Below are 20,598 nucleotides of genomic sequence, written 5' to 3'. Positions count from 1 at the left end.
ATTGAATGTCACTGTTGTCGGAGCGGGCGTCGCGGGCCTAGCCACGGCGCTCGAGCTCAGCGAGCGCGGTTTCGCCGTCGAGGTGATCGAACGCGGCCGCGCGCTGGGCGACGGCGCCTGCTCATGGATGGCCGGGGGCATGTTGGCGCCGTGGTGCGAACGCGCGTCGGCCGACGAGGCGGTGCTGACCCTGGGCGCGCCGTCGATCGACTGGTGGGCGCGGCGCTTCCCCGGCACGACGCACAATGGCAGCCTGGTCCTGGCGTTGCCGCGCGACGCGACGGAGTTGCCGCGCTTCGCCGAGCGCACGTCGAATTACGAGTGGCTCGACGAGGCGGGCATCGGTGCGCTCGAGCCCGACCTCGCCGGCCGCTTCCGCCGCGCGCTGTTCTTCCGCCAAGAGGCACATCTCGATCCACGCCGCGCCTTGCCGGCGCTGGCCGATCTCCTGAAGCGGCAGAAGGTCGCGATCCGCTTCGGCGTCGACATGCAGGCGACGGCGACCAAGGCCGACCTGGTCGTCGATTGCCGCGGGCTCGCGGCGCGTGACGTGCTGCCCGATCTGCGCGGCGTGCGCGGCGAGATGGTGGTGATCCGCTCGCGCGAGGTGTCGCTGTCGCGGCCGGTGCGGCTGCTGCATCCGCGCATCCCGCTCTACATCGTGCCGCGCGGCGGCGGTGTGTTCATGATCGGCGCGACGACCATCGAGAGCGAGACGCGCGGCGGCGCGAGCGTGCGCTCGACCGTCGAGCTGCTGAACGCGGCCTATGCGCTGCATCCGGCGTTCGGCGAGGCCGAGATCCTCGAGCTGGGCGCGGACCTGCGGCCCGCCTTTCCCAACAACCTGCCGGCCGTGCGGCGTGCCTCGCGCTCGCTGCATGTGAACGGCCTCTACCGCCATGGCTTCCTGCTTGGGCCGGCCATGGCACGACAAGCCGCTGACATGGCGTCGGCAATGGACCTGGAGAAGACCGATGCAGATCTTCGTGAACGGCGATCGGCATGACATCGAGCCTGCCACCCTGGCGCTGGCGCTGGACGCGCTGGGCTATGGCGGCAAGAAGATCGCGACGGCGGTGAACGGCCGCTTCGTCGCCGCGCCCGCACGCCCGAAAGTCGAGCTCAGCGACGGCGACAAGATCGAGGTCGTGGCGCCGATGCAGGGAGGCTGACCATGACGTTCTATGGAGTCGAGCTGTCCTCGCGCCTGCTGCTCGGGACCGCGCGCTATCCCTCGCCCAAGGTGCTGGTCGACGCGATCAAGGCATCGGAGGCCGAGGTGGTGACCGTGTCGCTGCGCCGCGAGGCGGGCAGCGAGCGCAGCGGACAGGGCTTCTGGTCGATCATCCGCGCGCTCGGTGTGCGCGTGCTGCCCAATACGGCCGGCTGCCACAGCGTGAAGGAGGCGGTGACGACCGCGCACATGGCACGTGAGTTGTTCGATACGCCGTGGATCAAGCTCGAGGTCATTCGCGACGACGAGACGCTGCAGCCCGACGTGTTCGGCCTGGTCGAAGCGGCGAAGGTGCTGAACGAGGAAGGCTTCGATGTCTTCCCCTACACGACCGAGGATCTCTCGGTGGCCGACCGGCTGGTCGAGGCGGGCTGCAAGGTGCTGATGCCGTGGGGCGCGCCGATCGGCTCAGCGCGCGGCCTGAACAACGCCTACGGTCTCAAGGCGATGCGCGCGCATTTCCCGGACATACCGCTGGTGGTCGATGCCGGGCTCGGCGTGCCGTCGCATGCCGCGGCGGCGATGGAGCTGGGCTACGACGCCGTGCTGCTCAACACGGCGGTGGCCGAGGCCGGCGATCCCGTTGCGATGGCCAAGGCCTTCGCCTTGGCGATTGAAGCCGGCCGCATGGCCTTCGCTGCCCGGCCGCTCGAGCCGCGCGACATGGCGGCGCCGTCCACGCCGGTGTTCGGCAAGGCTGCGTTGGGAGACTAACCATGATCGATCCATTCTATCCCGTCGTCCCCGATTCGAGCTGGGTGGCGCGTCTGGTGCCGGCGGGCGCCAAGTTCGTGCAGCTCCGCATCAAGGATCAGCCGGACGCCGAATTGCGCCGCCAGGTGCGCGAGGCGCAAGCGGTCTGCACGCGCCACGGCGCCGATCTCATCGTCAACGACTACTGGCAGATCGCGATCGACGAGCGCTGCAGCTGGGTGCATCTCGGCCAGGAGGATCTCGTCGACGCCGATGTGAAGGCGATCCGTCGCGCGGGCCTGAAGCTCGGCGTCAGCACCCACGATCACGCCGAGCTGGAGAAGGGCCTCGCCGTCGACCCGGATTACGTGGCGCTCGGACCGGTCTGGCCGACGGCGCTGAAGAAGATGCCGTGGGCGCCGCAGGGGCTCGACCGCCTCGGCGAATGGAAGAAGCTGATCGGCAACCGGCCGCTGGTCGCGATCGGCGGCCTCACCCTCGACCGCGCGCTGCTCTGCCTCAAGGCCGGCGCCGATTCGGCCGCCGTGGTGGGCGACATCGTGAACAACCCCGATCCCATCGCGCAGGCCAGGGCGTGGATCGCCGCGACGCGAGTGGCCGCATGACCGATCGTTACGCCCGGCAGACGATCCTCGCCGAAGTCGGCGCGGCAGGGCAGGCGCGTCTCGCGGCGGCGTCGGTGCTGGTGGTCGGCGCGGGCGGGCTCGGCTGTCCGGTGCTGCAATATCTCGCCGGCGCCGGTGTTGGACGTATCACGATCGTCGATCACGACACGGTCGAGGAGACCAACCTCCATCGCCAGCCGCTCTATGGCATGGACGACATCGGCAAGCCGAAGGCCGAAGCGGCGCAGGCGAGGCTGCTGCGCTTCAATCCCGGCATCGCTATCGACGCCGTCGTCGAGCGTCTGACGCCACAGAATGCAACGCGTCTCGTGGCCGATGCCGACGTGATCGTCGACGCCGCCGACAGCTTCGCCGTGACCTACATCCTGAGCGATGCCTGCCACGCGGCGGCCAAACCGCTGGTCTCCGCCTCGGTGATCGCGCTGACGGGCTACGCCGGCGTCTTCTGCGGCGGCGGCCCGAGCTATCGCGCGGTGTTTCCCGAGGTCTCGGTCGACGGCGGCACCTGCGCCACCGTGGGGGTGCTGGGCACGGCCGTCGCGATCCTGGGCAGCGTGCAGGCGCATCTCGTATTGCATCTGCTGGTGGGCCTGGAGCCGACGGTGCTGGGGCGGGTCGTGACCTTCGACGCAAGGCGTCTTTCGTTCGGCGGCTTCGGCTTCGAGGGCAGCCCGGAGCCGGACGCTGCGGTGCCGTTCATCGCGCCGTCGGCCCTCTCGTCGGACGACTTCGTGATCGATCTGCGCGGTGTCGACGAGGCGCCGCGAACTTTTGCCGACGGCCGCAGGATCGATGTCGCCGGTATCGACGCGATCGCCGCGGAACTTCCCGCCGCGCGCCGCATTGTCCTTTGTTGCCGCAGCGGGCAACGGGCCCTGATGGCCGCCGACAGGCTGCGCGACAGAGGGTACGATATCGCCCTCGTTGCCTTGGGTTGAGGAGCTTCATCATGGCGCACACGACCGATCAGACCGTGCTCGACCACATCGAACGGCTGGTCGCCGAAGAGAAGACGCTCTACCACAAGGGCGAGATCTCCGACGCCGAGAAGGAACGGCTCGCCGCCGTCAACGTCGAGTTGGACCGCTACTGGGACCTGCTGCGCCAGCGCCGCGCCCTGCGCGAGTTCGGCAAGAACCCGGACGAGGCGGAAGTCCGGCCGGCACGAACGGTCGAGAACTACACCGGCTGAACCGCAACTCCTTCTATGTGCAGGCCGTTCACTCCCAGCAACCACGGGAGTGAACAATGACGCACAATCACGCAGTCGTCTGGCTCGATGCACGTGAGGCCAAGGTCTTCAGCTTCGATGCCGACGATGTCGACAAAAAGCGTGTGAAGGCCGATGCACCGCGCAAGCATGTGCGTCATTCCGGCAATGTCGGCGCGGGCAAGGGCCGCGATAACCGCGAGTATTTCGAAGCGATCCTCGCCGAGGTCGAGGCGACCCTCGACGACGTCGACGGATGGATGATCACGGGGCCGGACGGTGCGCGCCAGGACTTCGAGAAGTATGTGCGCGGCCACGCCGAACTGCTTGCCGGCAAGCTCGGAAAAGGCGAGGTAATGGAGCAGCTCGACGACGCCAAGCTGCTCGACATGGCCCGCCGCCGTCTCAATTGAGCAGAAGAGGGCGGGTTTTCGCCAGGATCGAGGCATCGGCCTCGATCCACACGCGATGGCACGGCCGATCCGACGCCGGATGGAAAGCTGCCGGCTCGACAGTGAAGCCGAGCCCCCGCAGCAGGGATACGGCGCGCAGGTTATGCGCATCGACGATGCTTTCGAGCCGTGTGTAGGTCGCCAGCATCTCGGGTAGCACGATGATCGACAGCGCTGCGAGATCATGCGGCGCCGCCTCGACTTCCTCACAGGTCAACAGCCAGAAGCGGCCCACCTCGAAATCCTGCGACGTCGGTCCGACGCCCCACAGCGCGCAGGGCTGGCCGTCGCGATTGTGTGCAGCCCACACCTCGGTGCTGGACAGGAAGGCGTTCAACAGATGGTCGAGCGGTTTCTGGTCGCCATTGCGGTCGTACTCGGTCTCGCCCGCATCCCCGTCTTCCATGGAAAGCGCCAGCATCGCGACGTCTTTTGCCGTTGCCGGTTGAACACAGTAGCGCATGGCGATCTCCGCTCTGGTGGCCGGAAGACTTAACAGATGGGGAGCCAAAAGCGTTCCGTGCGAATTTCCCTACTTTTTCTCCCAGCGGGCTGCCGCCTGGTCGTCGGCAGCGTGGGCGCCGACCCATTTTTCGCCCTTGGGCGTGTCCTCGAGCTTCCAGAAAGGCGCCTTGGTCTTCAGCCAATCGACCAGGAACTCGCAGGCCTCGAAGGCCGCCTCGCGGTGCGGTGAGCCCACGGCGACCAGCACGATCCGCTCGCCCGGCTCCATGCGGCCGTAGCGATGAACGATCAGCGTCGCCTCGAGCGGCCAGCGGCGCTGCGCCTCGGCCTCGATCTCCTCCAGTGCCGTCTCGGTCATTCCGGGATAATGCTCGAGCGTGAGCGCATCGACCCTGTCGCGATGGTAGCCCTCACGCACATGCATCTCGCGCACCAGGCCGACGAACACGGCCAGCCCGCCGATCCGCGTGTTGCCGCCGGTCAGCCGATCGAGCTCGGAGCCGATGTCGAAATCCGCCTCCTGGACGCGTACGGTCATGGCGTCAGCCGCCGGTGAAGGGTGGAAAGAATGCGACCTCGCCGGCGCCGGCGATGCCGACATCGAAGGTCGCGGTGCGCTTGTCGACCGCGGCACCGAAGGCGGCGCCTTCGGCCAGCGCCTCGGCGTGGCCGCCGCTTCGGGTGCGCAGCCAGGTTACGAGATCGCCCACGGTGCGCACCTCGGGCGGCGGGTCGATCTCCTCCTCGGCGACGCCCACGGTGCGTTTCATCCAGGCAAAGTAGCGCACCTTCATTCAGCGGCTCCCGGCGTCGTGTCTTCCGCCATGTGGCGCAGGCCGGTGCGCAGGTAATCGTAGCCGGTGATCAAGGTGAGGCCGGCCGCGATCCAGATCGCCCAAAGGCCGAGCGTCGTGACCAGGGGCGACGCCGCATCGCCCACCAGCAGCAGGGCGATGGCGACCATCTGCACCGCGGTCTTCCATTTTGCGAGCTGGCTCACCGGCAGGCCGACCCGCAGCTCGGCGAGGAATTCGCGCAGTCCGGACACCAGGATCTCGCGCGCCAGGATGATCAGCGCGGCGAGCACGTGAATGCCGGTCAGTGGTCCGCGATCGACCAGCATCAGCAGGGCCGCCGCCACCAGCAGCTTGTCGGCGATCGGATCGAGGAAGCGGCCGAGGCGGGAGATCTGGTGGTAGCGGCGCGCGATATAGCCGTCGAAATAGTCGGTGATGGCCGCGGCGACGAACAGGCCCATCGACAGCCATTGTGACCAGCCGCGATCGAGCCAGAAGCACGCCACGACCAGCGGGATCGCCGCAATGCGCGACAGCGTGAGGATATTGGCGGTGTTCAGCATGTGGAGCCGGCACCTTACGGTGCCGCGCAACGAATTGTCACCACTGCCAATGCTGGGCGGGTCTCCGGCAAAGGCGTCAGCGGACGCCGCGAAAGTGGTCGTGAATCTTCTGCGCCAGCGCATCCGATATGCCGGCGACCGATTTGATATCTTCCAAAGTTGCCGCACCCACCGCGCGGGCACTGCCGAAATGATGCAATAGTGCGCGCTTGCGCGCCGCGCCGATGCCCTGCACCTCGTCGAGCGCCGATCGTGTGAGGTCGCCGGCGCGGCGTGTGCGGTGCGTGCCGATGGCGAAGCGATGCGCCTCGTCCCGCAGACGCTGCAGGAAGTAGAGCACCGGATCGCGCGGCTCGAGCGAGAAGGGCTGCCTGCCCGGCACGAAGAAGCGCTCGCGGCCGGCGTCGCGGTCGGGCCCCTTGGCGATGCCCACGATGGGAATGTCCTCCAGCCCGAGCTCGGTCAGCACCTGGCGCGCCACTTCGAGCTGCCCCTGACCGCCGTCGATCAGCACCAGGTCGGGCCAGTGATCCTCGTCGCGCTCGGGATTCTCCTTGAGCGCGCGCCCGAAGCGGCGCGACAGCACCTCGCGCATCATCGCGAAATCGTCGCCTGCCGCGCCCTCGGTCTTGATGTTGAACTTGCGGTAGCTGTTCTTGATGAAGCCCTCGGGGCCCGCGACGATCATGGCGCCGATCGGTGCCGTGCCCTGGATGTGGCTGTTGTCGTAGACCTCGACGCGCTCGGGCGGCGCATCGAGGTTGAACACGCGGGCCACGCCTTCGAGCAGTTGCCGCTGCGTGCCGCGCTCGGCCAGCCGCCGCGCCAAGGCCTCGCGCGCATTGTTGACGGCTTGGTCGAGCGCATCCTTCTGGTCGCCGCGCTTGGGCGTGCGGATCTCGACCTTGTGCCCGGCCGCGATCGCCAGCGCACTTTCCATCAGCTCGCGCTCGTCCACGTCGTGGCTGGTCAGGATCAGCTTCGGCGCCGGCCGCGCCTCGTAGAACTGGCCGATGAAGGCGGTCAGGACGGCGGGCGGGTCGAGCTCCTTGGCATGGCTGGGGAAGTAGGCGCGATTGCCGAGATTCTGGCCGGCCCGCAGGAAGAAGACCTGAATGCAGACCTGGCCGCTGTCGGCATGCGCGGCGAAGATGTCGGCCTCGTCGATCGAAGGCAGGCTGATCGACTGGTGCGACTGGATATGGGCCAGCGCGCGGATGCGGTCGCGCAGCACGGCAGCCTGCTCGAAGTGCAGATCGGCCGCGGCGGTCTCCATGCGCAGCGACAATGCCTGCTGGACCTCGCGATTGCGCCCGCCGAGGAAGTCGCGCACTTCGTTCACGATGGCGTCATATTCGGGCTTGTCGATGCGTTCGACGCAGGGCGCGGTGCAGCGCTTGATCTGGTACTGCAGGCAGGGCCGCGTGCGCGTCGAGAACACGCCGTCGGAGCAGGAGCGCAACGGGAAGGCGCGCTGCAGGGCATAGAGCGTGCGGTTGACGGCCGTGGCCGAGGCGAAGGGGCCGAAATACTCGTTGCCCAGCTGGCGGACGCCGCGGTGCTTGGCGAGTTGCGGCCATTGCGTGTCGCGGCGGATGACGATGTAGGGGAACGACTTGTCGTCGCGCAGCAGGACGTTGAAACGCGGCCGGAAGCGCTTGATCAGGTTGTTCTCGAGCAGCAGGGCCTCGGCCTCGCTGTCGGTGACCACGAATTCCATGCTGCGGGTGTGGGACACCATCCGCATGAGCCGGGTCTCGAGCCGGGTCGGCTGGGTATAGGCGGCGACGCGGTTGCGCAGCGACCGCGCCTTGCCGACATAGAGCACCTCCCCGTCGGCGCCGATCATGCGATAGACCCCCGGCTTCTTCGGCAAGGTACGCACGAAGTCGGCGATGATGCGCATCCCGTCCGCGAGCGTTCCTTCGGCGGGGAGCGAGTCCTCGCTCGGTTTGGGTTCTGGCTGGAGTTCGCTGGTCACGACAGGGATGTGGGGAAGTCTGTGAAGAAGCCAAAGGTGCGTTTGCCGTTACACGGTCGTCACCGTATTGACTCAATGTAGTCAGGGTGGCAGTCGCCTGCCACCCTGCATCTAATGCGTTGTTCGCGCTGATTTATTTGGTGCCGATCGCGTCCGAACAAAAAAGATGCGAAGCGAAATGTTCTCTATTCGATCCAATTGGCCGGAACACGCCGATTTGTGGATAATTTTGGCCCTTCAGAGCACCGACAGCATCCGGCCCACGAGCGGATGGCGCACCACATCCTTGTCGGCGAGTCGCACCACGGCCACGTCGTCGAACCCCTCCAGGCGCTGGGCGATGGTGGCCAGGCCGGACAGTTCGGGCAACAGGTCGGTCTGGTCCGGGTCGCCGGTCATGACCATGGTCGAGTGCCAACCCAGCCGCGTCAGCAGCATCTTGAGCTGGCCGTAGGTGCAGTTCTGCGCCTCGTCGATCAGCACGAAGCTGTTGTTGAGGGTGCGGCCCCGCATGAAGGCCACCGGCGCGATCTCGATCAGGCCATCGTCGAGGTTCTGGCGCAGGCGCTTGGCCCCAAGCCGGTCGTTCAGGGCATCCCACAACGGGCGCAGATAGGGGTCGAGCTTTTCGCGCATGTCGCCGGGCAGGAACCCCAGATTCTCGCCGGCTTCGACGGCAGGGCGGCTCAGCACGATGCGCGAGACCGTGCCGGCCTCCAGGGCCTCCACGGCAGCCGAAATCGCCAGGTAGGTCTTGCCCGTGCCGGCCGGGCCTACGGCGATGGTCAGCGGCTTGCTGTCTATCGCTTCCATCAGGACGCGCTGGTTGTCACTTCGGGGTCGGACCTTGCGCAGGTAGCTCTGGTCGCGATCGTTGGCCGGAGTGTGGTCGAAGACGAGGTTGTGAATACGGTCGCCTTCGATGGCGTGAAGCTTGGCGCGGCGGGTGGCGCGTTTGGCCATATTCATACTCCGGTATCAGAGGCTGGAGAACGGGACCGGTTGCCCACAAACAAAAACGCCCCCGCGAAGCGGAGGCATGGGCAATCGGCAGATGGGCTGAAGGTGAAGTTGACAGGGCACGCGGCGGATGGACCACCGGTGAACTGGACTCCGTCGGGGAACATGACCCTCGAACGGATATGCACCTCCTTCAGCTGCTAAACGAAGCGTAACGTGAATGGGGCAGACCAGCCACAATATTTATGGTGCGACGCAGAAAATTCACACCAAAGGCGGTTGGGAAAAGCGGAACTGTTGCGGGGTGGTCACGTCTGGGATCGCTCGGACCTGTCGGCCCAGGCGATGACGACGCTCCGCCAGGTTGCGTCCGCCTACAAGCAACGCGGCAGCGCGCGCGTGACGGCGACGGGCCACACCGACAAGTCGGGTCCGGCCGATTACAACATGGCGCTGTCGCTGCGTCGCGCCAACACCGTCAAGAACGCGCTGGTCAGCGAAGGCGTGCCCGCGACCGAGATCTCGATTGTCGGACGGGGCGAGGCTCAGCCGCTGGTCCAGACAGCCGACGGCGTGCGTGAGCCGCAGAACCGCCGCGTCGAGATCGTCATGCAGTAGGAGGACGTCGATTTCAAACCGAGGACGGCTGGGCGAAAGTCCGGCCGCTTTCGCGTCCATTGCGGGCGCATCGTGGCAACCTATTCCATTGCCCGGCGTTTGAACGTGTCGGGGCCCGGGGGAATGATCTGGATGGCGGAGAGTGGATCAGGAAAAGCATCGGTCGACAGTGACCAGCTTTTCCTCGGTCGCAGCGAGCTCGCCGGATTGATGCGCGCCTGCGACTGGGCGGCGACGCCGCTCGGGCCGCCCGCGGCGTGGCCCGAAGCCTTGAAGACCGCGGTGCGGATCATGCTGACCTCCCGCCAACCGATCTGGATCGGCTGGGGCCGCGAACTCACCTACCTGTACAACGACCCCTACAAATCCATCATCGGCGGCAAACATCCGTGGGCCTTGGGCCGGCCCACGTCTGAAGTGTGGCGGGAAATCTGGGCCGACATCGGCCCGTTGCTCGACACGGCGATGGCGGGCGACGCGGGCACCTATGTCGAGGAGCAGCTCCTGATCATGGAGCGTAACGGTTATCCCGAGGAAACCTACTACACCTTCTCCTACAGCCCGATCCCGACCGGGGACGGCACGGTGGGCGGTATCATCTGCGCCAACACCGACGACACCCAGCGCGTCATCGGCGAGCGGCAGATCGCCTTGCTTCGTGAGCTGGCGGCGCGCACCGGCGAGGCACGCACCTGGCAGCAGGCTTGCGAGCTGGCTGCGGGCGCCCTGGCGACCAACACGCGCGATCTCACCTTTGCAGCGCTTTACGTGGTCGAGCCCGGCGGCGAGCAGGCCGTATTGACGAGCAGCAGCGGCCTGCCGGCCGATCGCGCGGTGATGCCCCCGTCGCTGCCGCTCGGCGCGGCGCAGCCCTGGCCGGTGGCGGAGGCGATTCGCGAGCACAAAGCCCAACATGTCGCGGATTTGGCGAAACTGCTCGGCAACGATGCACCTGCCGGCGCCTGGCGGCAGCCGTCGAGCAGCGCCGTTGTGCTCCCGATCACGTCCAGCGCCGAAACGGGCCACACCGGCGTCCTGATCGCCGGTCTCAATCCGTTCCGCCTGTACGACGATAACTATGCCGGCTTCCTGGACCTCGCGGCGGGCCAGATCGCCGCGGCCATCGCCAATGCCGAAGCCTACGAGCAGGAGAAGCGGCGCGCCGAGGCGCTGGCCGAGATCGATCAGGCCAAGACCGCTTTCTTCTCCAATGTGAGCCACGAGTTCCGCACGCCGCTCACCCTGATGCTTGGCCCGCTCGAAGAGCTGCTGGCCAAGCCCGCCGACGAGGCGATGTCACGCGATGGCGCTCTGATCTCGACCGCCCATCGCAACGGCGTACGGCTGCTGAGGATGGTGAACTCGTTGCTCGACTACTCACGAATCGAGGCGGGCAAGGAGCAGGCCCGTTACGAACCGGTCGACCTCGGTGCATTCACGGCGGAACTTGCCTCGACCTTCCGTTCGGCCATCGATCGTGCCGGTCTCGATTTTCGCGTCGACGCACCTGCGCTGGCGCGGCCGGTACATGTCGATCGCGACATGTGGGAGAAGGTGGTCCTGAACCTCCTGTCCAACGCGCTGAAGTTCACCTTCGACGGCAGCATCGCGGTCGAGGTCCGGCCGAGCACCGATGAACGGGCGGCCGAGCTGGTCGTGCGCGACACCGGTACGGGCATTCCGGCCGACGAGCTGCCGCATCTCTTCGAGCGCTTTCATCGCGTCGAGGGCGCCCGCGGACGCAGCATCGAAGGCAGCGGCATTGGCCTCGCGCTCGTGCAGGAGCTGGTCAAGCTGCATGGCGGGATGATTTCGGTCGAGAGCACGGTCGGCCAGGGCAGCAGCTTCACCGTGCGCCTGCCGTTCGGCGCCGGTCATCTGCCCGCCGGCCGGGTGCACGCGGCGGTGGACGGACGGCAGCGCTCGGCCGTGCGCGCCGACGCCTATGTGCAGGAGGCGGCGAGCTGGCTCGATGGCGACGCCTGGGCGGTCGACGCACCGGCGGCCTCGGGGGCGCAGGACTTGGCCGTTCCGCAGGCCGCGGCTCCGGGGCAGGGACGGCTCGTGCTGCTGGCTGACGGCAATCTCGACATGCGCCACTACGTCGGACGGTTGCTCGGCAGTGCCGGCTATCGCGTGCAGGCGGTGGCGGACGGCCAGGCTGCCGTCGACGCGGCGCGCCGGCTCACGCCCGACCTCATCCTGTCCGACGTGATGATGCCGGGGCTCGACGGCTTCGGCCTCCTGAAGACGATTCGAGACGATCCGGCGCTGAGGGATACGCCGGTGATCCTGCTGTCGGCACGCGCCGGCGAGGAAGCCAAGGTCGGGGGGCTGCGCGCCGGCGCCGACGACTATCTCACCAAGCCGTTCTCGGCGCGCGAACTGCTGGCGCGGGTGGAAACCAATCTCAACATCTCGCGCACGCGGCGCGAGACGTCGCGGCTCCTGCAGGAGGAGACGCAGGTCCTCGAGCTGCTGAACGAGATCGGTACTGCGGTGGCGGCGGAACTCGATCTCGAACGGGCGGTGCAGGTCGTGACCGATGCGGCGACCCGGCTGTCCGGCGCGGCGTTCGGCGCGTTCTTCTACAACGTGACCGACGACAAGGGGGAGTCATACACGCTCTACACGCTGTCGGGCGCGCCGCGCGAGGCGTTCTCCAAATTCCCGATGCCGCGCAACACCGCAGTGTTCGCGCCGACCTTCAACGGAGAAGGCATCGTGCGGTCGGGCGACATCACCAAGGATCCGCGCTTCGGCAAAAACCCACCGTATCACGGCCATCCGAAGGGGCATTTGCCTGTCGCGAGCTATCTTGCCGCGCCGGTCGTCTCGCGCTCGGGCGAGGTGCTGGGCGGGCTGTTTTTCGGTCATCCCCAGCCTGACGTGTTCGATGCGCGGGCCGAGCGCATCGTGTCGGCGATCGCCGTGCAGGCAGCCATCGCCATCGACAAGGCGCGGCTCTATCGCGCCGCCCAGGACGAGATCCAACGGCGTCGCAAGGTCGAGCAGGCATTGCGAGAGAACGAGCAGGCTCTCGAGACGAGGGTTGCGGAGCGCACGGCCGAGCTTGCAGCGGCGAACGCACGGCTCATCCAGGAAGCGGCGCAGCGCACTATCGCAGAGGGCCGGTTCCAGCATCTGGTCGAGGGAGTCACCGACCACGCGCTCTACATGCTCGATCCCCAGGGGATCGTGAGCAATTGGAACACCGGGGCGCAGCGCATCAAGGGCTACCTCGCCTCGGAAATCGTCGGCCGGCACTTCGAGACCTTCTACACGCAAGCCGACCGCGCGGCTGGCGTGCCCAAGCGCGCCCTCGAGACGGCTCTGCGCGAAGGCAAGTTCGAGGCCGAGGGCGTCCGGCTGCGCAAGGACGGCTCGACCTTCTGGGCGAGCGTCGTCATCAACCCGATCCGTGACCAGACGGGCGTTCTGATCGGCTTCGCCAAGATCACGCGTGACATCACCGAGCGTCGTAACACGCAGCAGGCGCTGCAGCGCGCCCAGGAGCAGCTCGCCCAGTCGCAAAAGCTCGAGGGCATCGGCCAGCTCACCGGCGGCGTGGCGCACGACTTCAACAACCTTCTCACCGTGATCATCGGCAACCTCGAATCGATCCAGCGCGCGGTCACTGCGCGCGGTGCACTCGATGCCGACCGGTTGGCGCGGTCGGTCGACTACGCGATGCGCGGGGCCGAGCGCGCGGCCTCGCTCACCCAGCGCCTGCTTGCCTTCTCGCGCCGCCAGCCGCTCGATCCCAAGACGGTAGATGTCGGCCGCCTGGTGACCGGCATGTCGGAGCTCCTGCGCCGCACGCTCGGCGAGCAGATCGCCATCGAGACGGTGCTGGCGGGCGGGTTGTGGCGCGTGGTGGTCGATCCCAACCAGCTCGAAGTCTCGATCCTGAACCTCGCGGTCAATGCGCGCGACGCCATGCCGAACGGCGGCAAGCTCACCATCGAGACCGCGAACGCCATGCTGGACGAGAGCTACGCGGCGCTGCAGTCCGAGGTCGTGCCCGGGCAGTATGTCGTGATCTCGATCACCGATTCGGGTTTCGGCATGTCGCGCGAGGTTCAGGCCCGCGCGTTCGAGCCGTTCTACACGACCAAGGATATCGGCCACGGCACCGGGCTGGGGTTGAGCCAGGTTTACGGCTTCGTCAAGCAGTCCGGCGGCCACGTGAAGCTCTACAGCGAAGAAGGCCAGGGCACGACGGTGAAGCTCTACCTGCCGCGTCAGCTCGCCGACGACGAGGTGGCGGCCGAGCCCGCGGTCGCGGATCATGCGCCGCGCAGCCAGAACAGCGAGACCATCCTGGTGGTCGAGGACGATCACGATGTGCGTGCCCATTCGACCGGCATCCTGCGCGAACTGGGCTATACCGTGCTGGAGGCGCATATCGCGGCGGCCGGGCTGCAGCTGCTGGAACGCCATCCGGAAGTCCGGCTGCTGTTCACCGATGTCGGCCTGCCGGGTGGCATGAACGGCCGCCAGCTTGCCGACGCCGCGCGCAAGATGCGGCCCGATCTCAGGGTGCTGTTCACCACCGGCTACGCGCGAAACGCCATTGTGCATGATGGCCGGCTCGATCCCGGCGTCGCGCTGATCACCAAGCCCTTCACCTATGCCGCTCTCGCCGCCAAGCTCGGCGACATGCTGAAGGAGCGCGACGGCGCGCCGCGTGTCCTGTTGGTCGAGGACGAGATCCTCGTCCAGATGGTGGCGGCGGAGCACCTGCGAGAGCTCGGCTATCGCGTCGAAACGGCGGGCTCGGCTACCGAGGCAATAAACAAGGTGAAGCTGCTTGGCGAAGATATCGGCCTCGCGATCGTCGATATCGGCCTGCCCGACCGCAAGGGTGACCTGCTGTTGGGCGAGTTGCGCGCGCTCCATCCCCAGCTCCCCGTCGTGATCGCCACGGGCTACGACTCGGCCGAGCTGACCCGGCGCTTCGCCGCCGATCAAAAGGTGGCGCTGATCCGCAAGCCCTACACCCGGGACGATCTGAAGAACGTCGCGGCCCGGCTGCGACCTCTCTGAGGTTCTTCAATTCGTAGAAACGCGCGAGGAACCCGCTCCTGTGAGCGGCGTTTGGCCAGCGTGTCTGCTGCGAGAGGGAACCGATGCGCTACCGTGACCTGCGCGAGACGAGGAAGCGGCAGATCCGCTATGGCGCTTGGGCGGCAGCCGTCCTTCTCATGGCCGTGGGGTTGATCCTTTTCGCTGCCTCTGTGCCGCGAGAGGAGGCCGCTTCCGCGAGGGCTACCACCGGGGAAAGCCGACGGGCTGCGACTTCGATAGCGTCTGCCGCGCTCTCACCAGCGACCGCATCAGCGACGGCGGCTCAGGCGACGACGGGCGACGAGGTCACCGTCGTGGACGGCCTGCGGCGCGACGACGCTGTGGCCTCGATCGGCGACGCGCGCCGCCAGGCCGCGGCAGGCAATTACGTCGCAGCAGAGGCCTCGCTCGACAAGGCCGAGAAGGCCATGCCCAGGCTTCCCGAGACCCAGCAGGCACGCGTCGACATCGTCGTCCTCAAGACGCCGGAGGGACGGTTCGCGCACCACATCCAGCGTGCACGGTTTGCGGTCGACCACGATGATCGCGCGGTGGCAGAGACGGAACTGGCAGAAGCGGCGCGCCTCAAGGCCGACGCGCCGGAGATTGCCGAGCTGCGTGCGGCGCTGCAGGCCGCGCACGACAAGAAGGCGCATCGGGAGGCGCGCATCGCCGACGCCCTTTCCCGCATGCGCGAGGCGATCGCCCGGCGCGATTTCGCCGCTGCGAATAGTGCCCTGAACGAGGCCGAACGCATCGATGTGCAGGCGCCCACGATCCGGCAAGCCCGGGTCGAACTCGCGCGGGCCCAGAACGCTCGATGAAGGACGCCGGAACAGGCTTCAGCGCGCCCATAGCCGCGTCAGTGGCCCGTCGTGGCCGTAGACCGGATCTTGCGCGGGCTCGGGGACCTGGGCGATCCGCTCCAGCGCTTCGCGGTGGCCGATCTCGCCGGGTCGCCACTGGTCGTAGGACCCCGATGCCGGATACGCGCCCACCACCAGCAGATCGTCGCTGGCCGAGAGGCGGCGATGGCCGGTGCCGGCCGGCAACACCACGACATCGCCCGCTTTCACCGGGAGGTTGCAGCCCTTGTCGCCGCCGAACTGCACCAGCGCCTCACCGCGCACGATCCCCAGGACCTCATGAGTGCCGGCGTGGAAGTGCAGGAAGCCGTGGACTCCATTGCGCCAGGAGTCGGTCCAGCCATGGGCCGCGAACAGCGCCTCGCACTCCGCCGCCGGATCGCTCCCGCGCGGCGCCTCGAGGGCATTGCAATAAAGGACCAGCGGCAGCCTGGCGTTGTTGGGGGTCTTGCCGTCGTCCTCGAAGCGATAAAGCCGAGGCTCGCGCCGCTTCACCTGAGTCATCGCAGTTCCCGCCGCGGTTGTTTGTCCGGAACGTACAGGATGCCCGGCAGCCGGCAACGAAATCGACGCAGGCGCCGTTGCTTGGGGACAGTCCGCGGAGAATGTCATGCCTCGTCCCGACAAGACCACTCACGACCACGAGTACGAACGTCTGAACCCGGGCGCCAGCGCCGACCCGCCCCAGATGCGCCCCGACGAGAAGACCCGCCGCGAAAAGAACGGGGCCGCGCTGCCGGGCAGCCAGAACTCAGACCTGAAAGGCGCAAAGCGCGATCGTAGCCCGCGTGGCATGACGACTTGACGCAGGCGGCGGTGCCTACAAGATTGTGCCGCAATCCCAGCCTGGGGTCGTCGAACCGGTGGTGACTCTGCGCGCTCTCCGTCTCTTGGCCGGAATTCTTGTCCTGGGCGCCTGCGCGGCGCCGTCCGGCAGCATCGGCGGCACGGACTACGCGCCGCAATACGATTTCAGCGAGTTCTATGCCGCAACCAACGGCAAGACCTTCCGAGTGCTCTTCGAGGGCAATCCGTTCCCGGCGCTGACGCAGCAGGAAACCCAGCGCCGGCTGTTGCCGGTGATGCAGGCGAACCGGCCTCGGCCGCGGCTGACCTTCACTGACGACGTCCCGGCCGAGCTGCCCCGTCCCGATTATCGCCTGGTGCTGATCTTCGATTCGGCGATCGACCTTACCGCCGCGCGCGTCTGTGCCGGCGAGGTGCGCCACCAGCCGCGGCGGATCGAGGCCGCGGACCGCTTCGCTGTATTCGCCGTCTATTGCCGCAACGATCTCGCGTTGTCGCAATCGACCGCGTGGACGCCGGCGACCGGTCCGGAGGACCCGCGGGTCGGTCAGCTCTTCTCGCAGCTCTTCCTGGTCATCTTCACCGACGCACCGCTGCTCGGTCGCCGGAGCTTTCCGATATTCCCGCGCTTCTGACAGAGGAGACGACGGAGGCGGCCGCCGGGAGTTCGGGTCTGCACCCAAAGTCGGTCAGACAGAGAACGGTTTGCGGGAGTTTCTTGCGAGTGCCTGAACGGCAGCCTCGCTCGCCGCGACGGGCAGTGCGCTGCGGCGCGTAGCATGCAGATCGATATGCTGCGGGCTGCAGGTTCGCTCTGGTGGCTAGAGAAGCTTATGTGTCCACGTTACTCCTGACCGGGTGACCTTCGCCGGTACGCCCGTCGCCAGTGAATTCCCCGCGACATGACCGTTGACCAAGGCTGCCGCTCCGATGATCGAACCAGCTTCTATGTGCGATCCCTTGAGGATCATCGCGCGCTGGCCGATCCAGACCCTATCCTCGATCGTCACGTCGCGGGCCGGGTTGAGGCGTTCCCGACTTTGTGCATCGATGATCGAATGCATATCGCTGATCGTCACGTCGATCTCCGACGCGAAAAGGCATCCCGCTCCGATGCTGATCCTTGCCTTTTCGTGCAGCAGCAGTCGCGAATAGCCATTGAAGATCGTATTGCTTCCGATTGAGACCTCGGCACCCCTCTCGGCGTGAATCAGGAGGCTTCCGAGGTTGCAGTTTTCGCCGATCTGGACCGTGCAGCCCGTTCCGAGCGATACGCTGACGTTCTTGGACAAGGTGCGCCGCCCGATCGTCAGGCTGTTTCGGTTGCCGCCTATCCTGATCGCACCGTTGAGCTGGGGGGCGTCGGCCTCCAGGTAGGCAATGACATTGTCCCGGCCTCGATTGTCGATCGTGAGGGGCATCACTCTGTTCCACGTTGAACAGGCACGATACCCGGCAACAGCGCCGCGTCGATAGTGGGACCCACGCCCCGTCGTGTCCCGAGACCAATGGCCTGACACGGGATGCACCGTGCTCGGTGGCGCCGTTGTCGGGCTGCGTCGATCCAAATTCATTAATCCTGCGCACCGCTCGGGTGGCGGTGGCTCACAGGATGGCGGTCGGATCCGACGGCCTAGCCGCCGAGGCTGTCCGGTTCCGGCACCAGCCGCGCCGGCTGCTCACCCTGGATGGTTCGCGGGTGCTGTTCATGGAGATAGGCTGCCAGCTTTTCGCGAGCGCCCCTTCCCGCCGATCTCACGGCCGCGTTGAACAGATCCTTCTGAACGCGGGTCGGCAGGTCGCCCCAATTTGCTGCGGTGGCCCGGCCTAGTGCAGTCATGATTTCGTCGGAAGCCATTGGGTAACCCCCCTCGACGACGATACTCAAGAGCGGCAGCTTGCGCTTGTGTCTCCCGCACGGCAATGCCTCGATGCTGGAAATCTGTCTGCTTCCTTCGATCTCGGGGCAAATAAGGGACGTTGCCAAGTGATTGATTTATCGGCGATTAACGGGCGGCCGCCCGCTCGGTTGATCCTGGCGACGCTCGCCAGCCTCGGGAGAGACAAGATGCCTCGCAAGTATGCCGACCTGTGCACCTTGATCCTTCGGGCCGGATTCTTCGCGTGCATCGCGCTGCTCGTCGTACTGTCGTGGCTGCCCGGCGACGCGATGGTCCGAACCGGCGCCAGCGGACGCGTTGAACACGCCGTGGCCTACTTCGGCACAGCGATCATGATGGGCCTGGCATATCGAGAGAGGCCGGGGCTCCGCGTTCAAACCCTCTTGCTTGTTGTGCTCGCGGCAATACTCGAGGTCGGGCAGCTGTATATGTCCGGCCGAAGCCCGGGCTTCCTGGATTTCGCGGCCAGCAGCACCGGCGCCGCTCTCGGAAGCCTCGTCATGTGGGCCGTGCGACCCAACCTCCTGAGCTACCTTGGTCTCGACAGCTGATCGACGGGCGAGGCAGCCAACGGCGCCCAGGCTGAGCCTGGGCGCCGTGGCCGCGATGCAACTGCAACCCTATGAAGGGCAGCGAGCCTAGCCGCGATGCAGCGCGCAGATCTTGTTGCCGTAGGGATCGCGCAGATAGGCGAGGTAGAGCTTCGCCGCACCTGCCTCACGCAATCCGGGCGGATCCTCGATGCTCTTGCCGCCGTTTGCGACACCCGCAGCGTGGAATGCCTGCACCTTTTCCGGGCTGTCGCAGGCGAAGCCTATCGTGCCGCCGTTCGCATGTGTCGCTGGGGCGCCATCGATCGGCTTCGTGAGGCCGAAGGTGCCGGTCTGGGTGCGATAGAAGACGCGGCCCTTCGGATCCGCCTTGCCTTCCGGTATGCCAAGGGTGCCGAGCACCGCATCGTAGAACTTCTTCGACGTGGCAACATCGTCCGCGCCGACAAATATGTGAGTGAACATTTCTCTCCCTTCGGTGTGTCAGAGAGGGCACATTAATTCCGTCGGTCCCGGATTGGGAGAGGGGACCACGCGCAATCGTCGGCCCTGAATGCCGTCGGCGATCGATGCCTTGAGCTTGAGCCGCGGTCTCGACTCTGCGGCTTGGGTCGTCCAGCGGACCGACCGACTTCAAGTCGAACAGGGGCTCAACGCCCTACCGGAAGCCGAAGCTCATGGGCGAAACCGGGTCGAGCTCGAGAGGTCCTTTGCGAACCGGCTTCGGCACGGCGCCAATGATCGTCCCGCACCGGTGCCGTCGTGAGGAAGCTCTAGATCGGTGACCGCCACCGCGCGGCCGGCCACCGGGGTACCTCCGAAGATGCGGCGCCTCCACCTTCTGGTCATATGCACTTTCGCAGACTCGGGCGTAAGCAAGGCGAAGTTGATGACCACTCCCGATATTCTACAAAGGCCGGTTCATTGCTTCTCCCGACCGAACATAGTGCAGCCTTGGTGGCGGCCTCCGATGCAGAAGCGTCGCGGTTCGTTGTGCGATGAGAATGTCCCGGTTTTTGGTTTATCTCGCGATGCTCTTTGCAACGACTTTCGCCGTCGTTGCCGTGGCTATCGCGATGTTGCTGCGATAGCGCGCAAATTGCAGCTGGTCATCCAACACACGAACAGCGGGGCGGTAGGCAGGCAGAAGGTTACTGCTTCGATGCCCGGCCTGCCCTCGTAGACTTGCTAAAGAAGAGTGACTGTATGCCTAACCCGAACTCTCTGAAATTGATCGAGCGAAGGATCAAGGAGCTCCAGACCCTTGCCGAGAAGATCAAGCGAAACGAGCAGGAGGGCATGGAACAGCTTCGTGCTGTCATCGAGAAATACAAGCTGATGCCTGCCCATCTCAAGATGGCCATGGTCGGCATGGGTGCACAACGTGGCGCGCGCAGCCGTCCCAAATTCAAGACGGAACCCAAGTATCGCAGCCTGGACAACGCGGCAGCTGTCTGGTCGGGGCGGGGTCGCAAGCCGGGTTGGCTTGTTGCAGGGTTGAAGAGCGGCAGGACTATTGATGAATTCCTCATTCGAGGGACGCAAGAGACCTCCGATCGGTCGCCGGCTGCGGAATAGCCCGGTCGTACTCGTCCCCGGGGCGTCATCGCACCGAACCCACTGCCGACGCGGCGGTCTATCCGATCATGCCGGAGTTCTGAGAAGACGCGTCGCAAATAACGGTACTGCTTGCTACGGACGCGAAGCCTGGAGTCCAAAACCTGCCCGAGCTGTCCCCAACGGATGCCAGCCCCACATCAGGCCATCCCGATATCGTCCCGCT

General features: G+C 66.4%; 25 protein-coding genes. 14 read left to right on the top strand and 11 right to left on the bottom strand.

Annotated features, from left to right (window positions below):
• The first annotated feature begins 1 nt into the window (after position 1).
• Genes thiO through ACQY8M_RS02545 form a run of 7 tightly spaced genes read left to right on the top strand, consistent with a single transcriptional unit; the run spans position 2 to position 4,197 of the window.
• A complete protein-coding gene (thiO, locus tag ACQY8M_RS02575) occupies positions 2-1,006 on the top strand; it encodes a glycine oxidase ThiO (RefSeq protein ID WP_428668922.1) in 1,005 nt (334 codons plus the stop codon).
• Positions 975-1,172: a sulfur carrier protein ThiS gene (gene thiS / locus ACQY8M_RS02570; protein WP_428668921.1), complete on the top strand. Its 198-nt coding sequence runs from the start codon at positions 975-977 to the stop codon at positions 1,170-1,172. The genes thiO and thiS overlap by 32 nt, the downstream gene beginning before the upstream one ends.
• Positions 1,173-1,174: 2 nt before the next feature.
• Entirely contained in the window at positions 1,175-1,948 is a 774-nt protein-coding gene (locus ACQY8M_RS02565; protein ID WP_428668920.1) for a thiazole synthase, read from the top strand.
• A gap of 2 nt (positions 1,949-1,950) precedes the next feature.
• Entirely contained in the window at positions 1,951-2,553 is a 603-nt protein-coding gene (locus ACQY8M_RS02560) for a thiamine phosphate synthase (protein WP_428668919.1), read from the top strand.
• A complete protein-coding gene (locus ACQY8M_RS02555) occupies positions 2,550-3,512 on the top strand; it encodes a ThiF family adenylyltransferase (RefSeq protein WP_428668918.1) in 963 nt (320 codons plus the stop codon). Before ACQY8M_RS02560 ends, ACQY8M_RS02555 begins: the two co-directional genes overlap by 4 nt.
• 11 nt (positions 3,513-3,523) lie before the next feature.
• Positions 3,524-3,766, top strand: coding sequence for a DUF2630 family protein (locus tag ACQY8M_RS02550; protein WP_428668917.1), 243 nt, complete (start codon positions 3,524-3,526; stop codon positions 3,764-3,766).
• A gap of 56 nt (positions 3,767-3,822) precedes the next feature.
• Positions 3,823-4,197 carry a hypothetical protein gene (locus tag ACQY8M_RS02545; protein WP_428668916.1) on the top strand — a complete coding sequence of 125 codons (375 nt, stop codon included), beginning with the start codon at positions 3,823-3,825 and terminating at the stop codon, positions 4,195-4,197.
• Here ACQY8M_RS02545 and ACQY8M_RS02540 read toward each other — a convergent pair.
• From ACQY8M_RS02540 to ACQY8M_RS02515, 6 genes are all read right to left on the bottom strand, one after another.
• The gene (locus ACQY8M_RS02540; RefSeq protein WP_428668915.1) at positions 4,190-4,699 is read right to left on the bottom strand and encodes a hypothetical protein; all 510 of its coding nucleotides are present in this window, start codon (positions 4,697-4,699) and stop codon (positions 4,190-4,192) included. The two genes, ACQY8M_RS02545 and ACQY8M_RS02540, sit on opposite strands and share 8 nt — an antisense overlap.
• Positions 4,700-4,768: 69 nt before the next feature.
• Positions 4,769-5,239, bottom strand: coding sequence for a molybdenum cofactor biosynthesis protein MoaE (locus ACQY8M_RS02535; protein ID WP_428668914.1), 471 nt, complete (start codon positions 5,237-5,239; stop codon positions 4,769-4,771).
• A gap of 4 nt (positions 5,240-5,243) precedes the next feature.
• Positions 5,244-5,495 carry a MoaD/ThiS family protein gene (locus ACQY8M_RS02530; protein ID WP_428668913.1) on the bottom strand — a complete coding sequence of 84 codons (252 nt, stop codon included), beginning with the start codon at positions 5,493-5,495 and terminating at the stop codon, positions 5,244-5,246.
• Positions 5,492-6,061, bottom strand: coding sequence for a CDP-diacylglycerol--glycerol-3-phosphate 3-phosphatidyltransferase (gene pgsA, locus ACQY8M_RS02525; RefSeq protein ID WP_428668912.1), 570 nt, complete (start codon positions 6,059-6,061; stop codon positions 5,492-5,494). The genes ACQY8M_RS02530 and pgsA overlap by 4 nt, the downstream gene beginning before the upstream one ends.
• Positions 6,062-6,137: 76 nt before the next feature.
• Positions 6,138-7,967, bottom strand: coding sequence for an excinuclease ABC subunit UvrC (gene uvrC / locus ACQY8M_RS02520; RefSeq protein WP_428668911.1), 1,830 nt, complete (start codon positions 7,965-7,967; stop codon positions 6,138-6,140).
• A 312-nt stretch (positions 7,968-8,279) separates the two neighbouring features.
• Entirely contained in the window at positions 8,280-9,005 is a 726-nt protein-coding gene (locus tag ACQY8M_RS02515) for a PhoH family protein (protein WP_428668910.1), read from the bottom strand.
• Between the two features lie 294 nt (positions 9,006-9,299).
• Here ACQY8M_RS02515 and ACQY8M_RS02510 point away from each other — a divergent pair, with 294 nt between their 5' ends.
• Positions 9,300-9,620: an OmpA family protein gene (locus ACQY8M_RS02510; protein ID WP_428668909.1), complete on the top strand. Its 321-nt coding sequence runs from the start codon at positions 9,300-9,302 to the stop codon at positions 9,618-9,620.
• 80 nt (positions 9,621-9,700) lie between these two features.
• On the opposite strand, the gene ACQY8M_RS02505 is transcribed toward ACQY8M_RS02510, so the two are convergent.
• Entirely contained in the window at positions 9,701-9,913 is a 213-nt protein-coding gene (locus tag ACQY8M_RS02505) for a hypothetical protein (RefSeq protein WP_428668908.1), read from the bottom strand.
• Between ACQY8M_RS02505 and ACQY8M_RS02500 the strand changes: the two genes are divergently transcribed.
• Complete coding sequence (locus tag ACQY8M_RS02500; RefSeq protein ID WP_428668907.1) at positions 9,912-14,669, top strand: response regulator; 4,758 nt, start codon at positions 9,912-9,914, stop codon at positions 14,667-14,669. The two genes, ACQY8M_RS02505 and ACQY8M_RS02500, sit on opposite strands and share 2 nt — an antisense overlap.
• An 83-nt stretch (positions 14,670-14,752) precedes the next feature.
• Positions 14,753-15,514, top strand: a complete 762-nt coding sequence (locus ACQY8M_RS02495; protein WP_428668906.1) for a hypothetical protein — start codon at positions 14,753-14,755, stop codon at positions 15,512-15,514.
• Positions 15,515-15,532: 18 nt separating this feature from the next.
• On the opposite strand, the gene ACQY8M_RS02490 is transcribed toward ACQY8M_RS02495, so the two are convergent.
• Entirely contained in the window at positions 15,533-16,060 is a 528-nt protein-coding gene (locus tag ACQY8M_RS02490; protein ID WP_428668905.1) for a cupin domain-containing protein, read from the bottom strand.
• A gap of 106 nt (positions 16,061-16,166) precedes the next feature.
• On the opposite strand from ACQY8M_RS02490, the gene ACQY8M_RS02485 reads away from it, so the two are divergent.
• The gene (locus ACQY8M_RS02485) at positions 16,167-16,361 is read left to right on the top strand and encodes a hypothetical protein (RefSeq protein WP_428668904.1); all 195 of its coding nucleotides are present in this window, start codon (positions 16,167-16,169) and stop codon (positions 16,359-16,361) included.
• Positions 16,362-16,446: 85 nt separating this feature from the next.
• The gene (locus tag ACQY8M_RS02480) at positions 16,447-16,998 is read left to right on the top strand and encodes a hypothetical protein (protein ID WP_428668903.1); all 552 of its coding nucleotides are present in this window, start codon (positions 16,447-16,449) and stop codon (positions 16,996-16,998) included.
• 186 nt (positions 16,999-17,184) lie between these two features.
• On the opposite strand, the gene ACQY8M_RS02475 is transcribed toward ACQY8M_RS02480, so the two are convergent.
• Both ACQY8M_RS02475 and ACQY8M_RS02470 read right to left on the bottom strand, forming a co-directional pair.
• Entirely contained in the window at positions 17,185-17,784 is a 600-nt protein-coding gene (locus ACQY8M_RS02475) for an acyltransferase (protein ID WP_428668902.1), read from the bottom strand.
• Between the two features lie 212 nt (positions 17,785-17,996).
• Positions 17,997-18,350, bottom strand: a complete 354-nt coding sequence (locus ACQY8M_RS02470) for a hypothetical protein (protein ID WP_428668901.1) — start codon at positions 18,348-18,350, stop codon at positions 17,997-17,999.
• A gap of 81 nt (positions 18,351-18,431) precedes the next feature.
• On the opposite strand from ACQY8M_RS02470, the gene ACQY8M_RS02465 reads away from it, so the two are divergent.
• Positions 18,432-18,815, top strand: a complete 384-nt coding sequence (locus tag ACQY8M_RS02465) for a hypothetical protein (RefSeq protein ID WP_428668900.1) — start codon at positions 18,432-18,434, stop codon at positions 18,813-18,815.
• 87 nt (positions 18,816-18,902) lie between these two features.
• Here ACQY8M_RS02465 and ACQY8M_RS02460 read toward each other — a convergent pair whose 3' ends face one another.
• Complete coding sequence (locus ACQY8M_RS02460; RefSeq protein ID WP_428668899.1) at positions 18,903-19,280, bottom strand: VOC family protein; 378 nt, start codon at positions 19,278-19,280, stop codon at positions 18,903-18,905.
• Positions 19,281-20,021: 741 nt separating this feature from the next.
• Here ACQY8M_RS02460 and ACQY8M_RS02455 point away from each other — a divergent pair.
• On the top strand, positions 20,022-20,393 hold the full coding sequence (locus tag ACQY8M_RS02455) for an H-NS family nucleoid-associated regulatory protein (RefSeq protein WP_428668898.1): 372 nt from the start codon (positions 20,022-20,024) through the stop codon (positions 20,391-20,393).
• Positions 20,394-20,598 lie beyond the last annotated feature (205 nt).

It is taken from the genome of Reyranella sp. (genome assembly GCF_965279465.1).
Lineage (GTDB): Bacteria > Pseudomonadota > Alphaproteobacteria > Reyranellales > Reyranellaceae > Reyranella.
This window is presented reverse-complemented; position numbering and strand designations above follow the sequence as displayed.

Excerpts from the sequence above, each read along its gene's own strand:
- ACQY8M_RS02555 (WP_428668918.1), top strand. The coding sequence starts at position 2,550 with ATGACCGATCGTTACGCCCGGCAGACGATCCTCGCCGAAGTCGGCGCG.
- ACQY8M_RS02540 (WP_428668915.1), bottom strand. The coding sequence starts at position 4,699 with ATGCGCTACTGTGTTCAACCGGCAACGGCAAAAGACGTCGCGATGCTG.
- ACQY8M_RS02475 (WP_428668902.1), bottom strand. The coding sequence starts at position 17,784 with ATGCCCCTCACGATCGACAATCGAGGCCGGGACAATGTCATTGCCTAC.
- ACQY8M_RS02460 (WP_428668899.1), bottom strand. The coding sequence starts at position 19,280 with ATGTTCACTCACATATTTGTCGGCGCGGACGATGTTGCCACGTCGAAG.
- ACQY8M_RS02545 (WP_428668916.1), top strand. The coding sequence starts at position 3,823 with ATGACGCACAATCACGCAGTCGTCTGGCTCGATGCACGTGAGGCCAAG.
- ACQY8M_RS02550 (WP_428668917.1), top strand. The coding sequence starts at position 3,524 with ATGGCGCACACGACCGATCAGACCGTGCTCGACCACATCGAACGGCTG.
- ACQY8M_RS02495 (WP_428668906.1), top strand. The coding sequence starts at position 14,753 with ATGCGCTACCGTGACCTGCGCGAGACGAGGAAGCGGCAGATCCGCTAT.
- thiS (WP_428668921.1), top strand. The coding sequence starts at position 975 with ATGCAGATCTTCGTGAACGGCGATCGGCATGACATCGAGCCTGCCACC.
- ACQY8M_RS02455 (WP_428668898.1), top strand. The coding sequence starts at position 20,022 with ATGCCTAACCCGAACTCTCTGAAATTGATCGAGCGAAGGATCAAGGAG.
- ACQY8M_RS02565 (WP_428668920.1), top strand. The coding sequence starts at position 1,175 with ATGACGTTCTATGGAGTCGAGCTGTCCTCGCGCCTGCTGCTCGGGACC.
- ACQY8M_RS02485 (WP_428668904.1), top strand. The coding sequence starts at position 16,167 with ATGCCTCGTCCCGACAAGACCACTCACGACCACGAGTACGAACGTCTG.
- ACQY8M_RS02515 (WP_428668910.1), bottom strand. The coding sequence starts at position 9,005 with ATGGCCAAACGCGCCACCCGCCGCGCCAAGCTTCACGCCATCGAAGGC.
- ACQY8M_RS02500 (WP_428668907.1), top strand. The coding sequence starts at position 9,912 with ATGCTGACCTCCCGCCAACCGATCTGGATCGGCTGGGGCCGCGAACTC.
- ACQY8M_RS02535 (WP_428668914.1), bottom strand. The coding sequence starts at position 5,239 with ATGACCGTACGCGTCCAGGAGGCGGATTTCGACATCGGCTCCGAGCTC.
- ACQY8M_RS02465 (WP_428668900.1), top strand. The coding sequence starts at position 18,432 with ATGCCTCGCAAGTATGCCGACCTGTGCACCTTGATCCTTCGGGCCGGA.
- ACQY8M_RS02490 (WP_428668905.1), bottom strand. The coding sequence starts at position 16,060 with ATGACTCAGGTGAAGCGGCGCGAGCCTCGGCTTTATCGCTTCGAGGAC.
- ACQY8M_RS02530 (WP_428668913.1), bottom strand. The coding sequence starts at position 5,495 with ATGAAGGTGCGCTACTTTGCCTGGATGAAACGCACCGTGGGCGTCGCC.
- uvrC (WP_428668911.1), bottom strand. The coding sequence starts at position 7,967 with ATGCGCATCATCGCCGACTTCGTGCGTACCTTGCCGAAGAAGCCGGGG.
- ACQY8M_RS02560 (WP_428668919.1), top strand. The coding sequence starts at position 1,951 with ATGATCGATCCATTCTATCCCGTCGTCCCCGATTCGAGCTGGGTGGCG.
- ACQY8M_RS02505 (WP_428668908.1), bottom strand. The coding sequence starts at position 9,913 with ATGATCCGCACCGCGGTCTTCAAGGCTTCGGGCCACGCCGCGGGCGGC.
- pgsA (WP_428668912.1), bottom strand. The coding sequence starts at position 6,061 with ATGCTGAACACCGCCAATATCCTCACGCTGTCGCGCATTGCGGCGATC.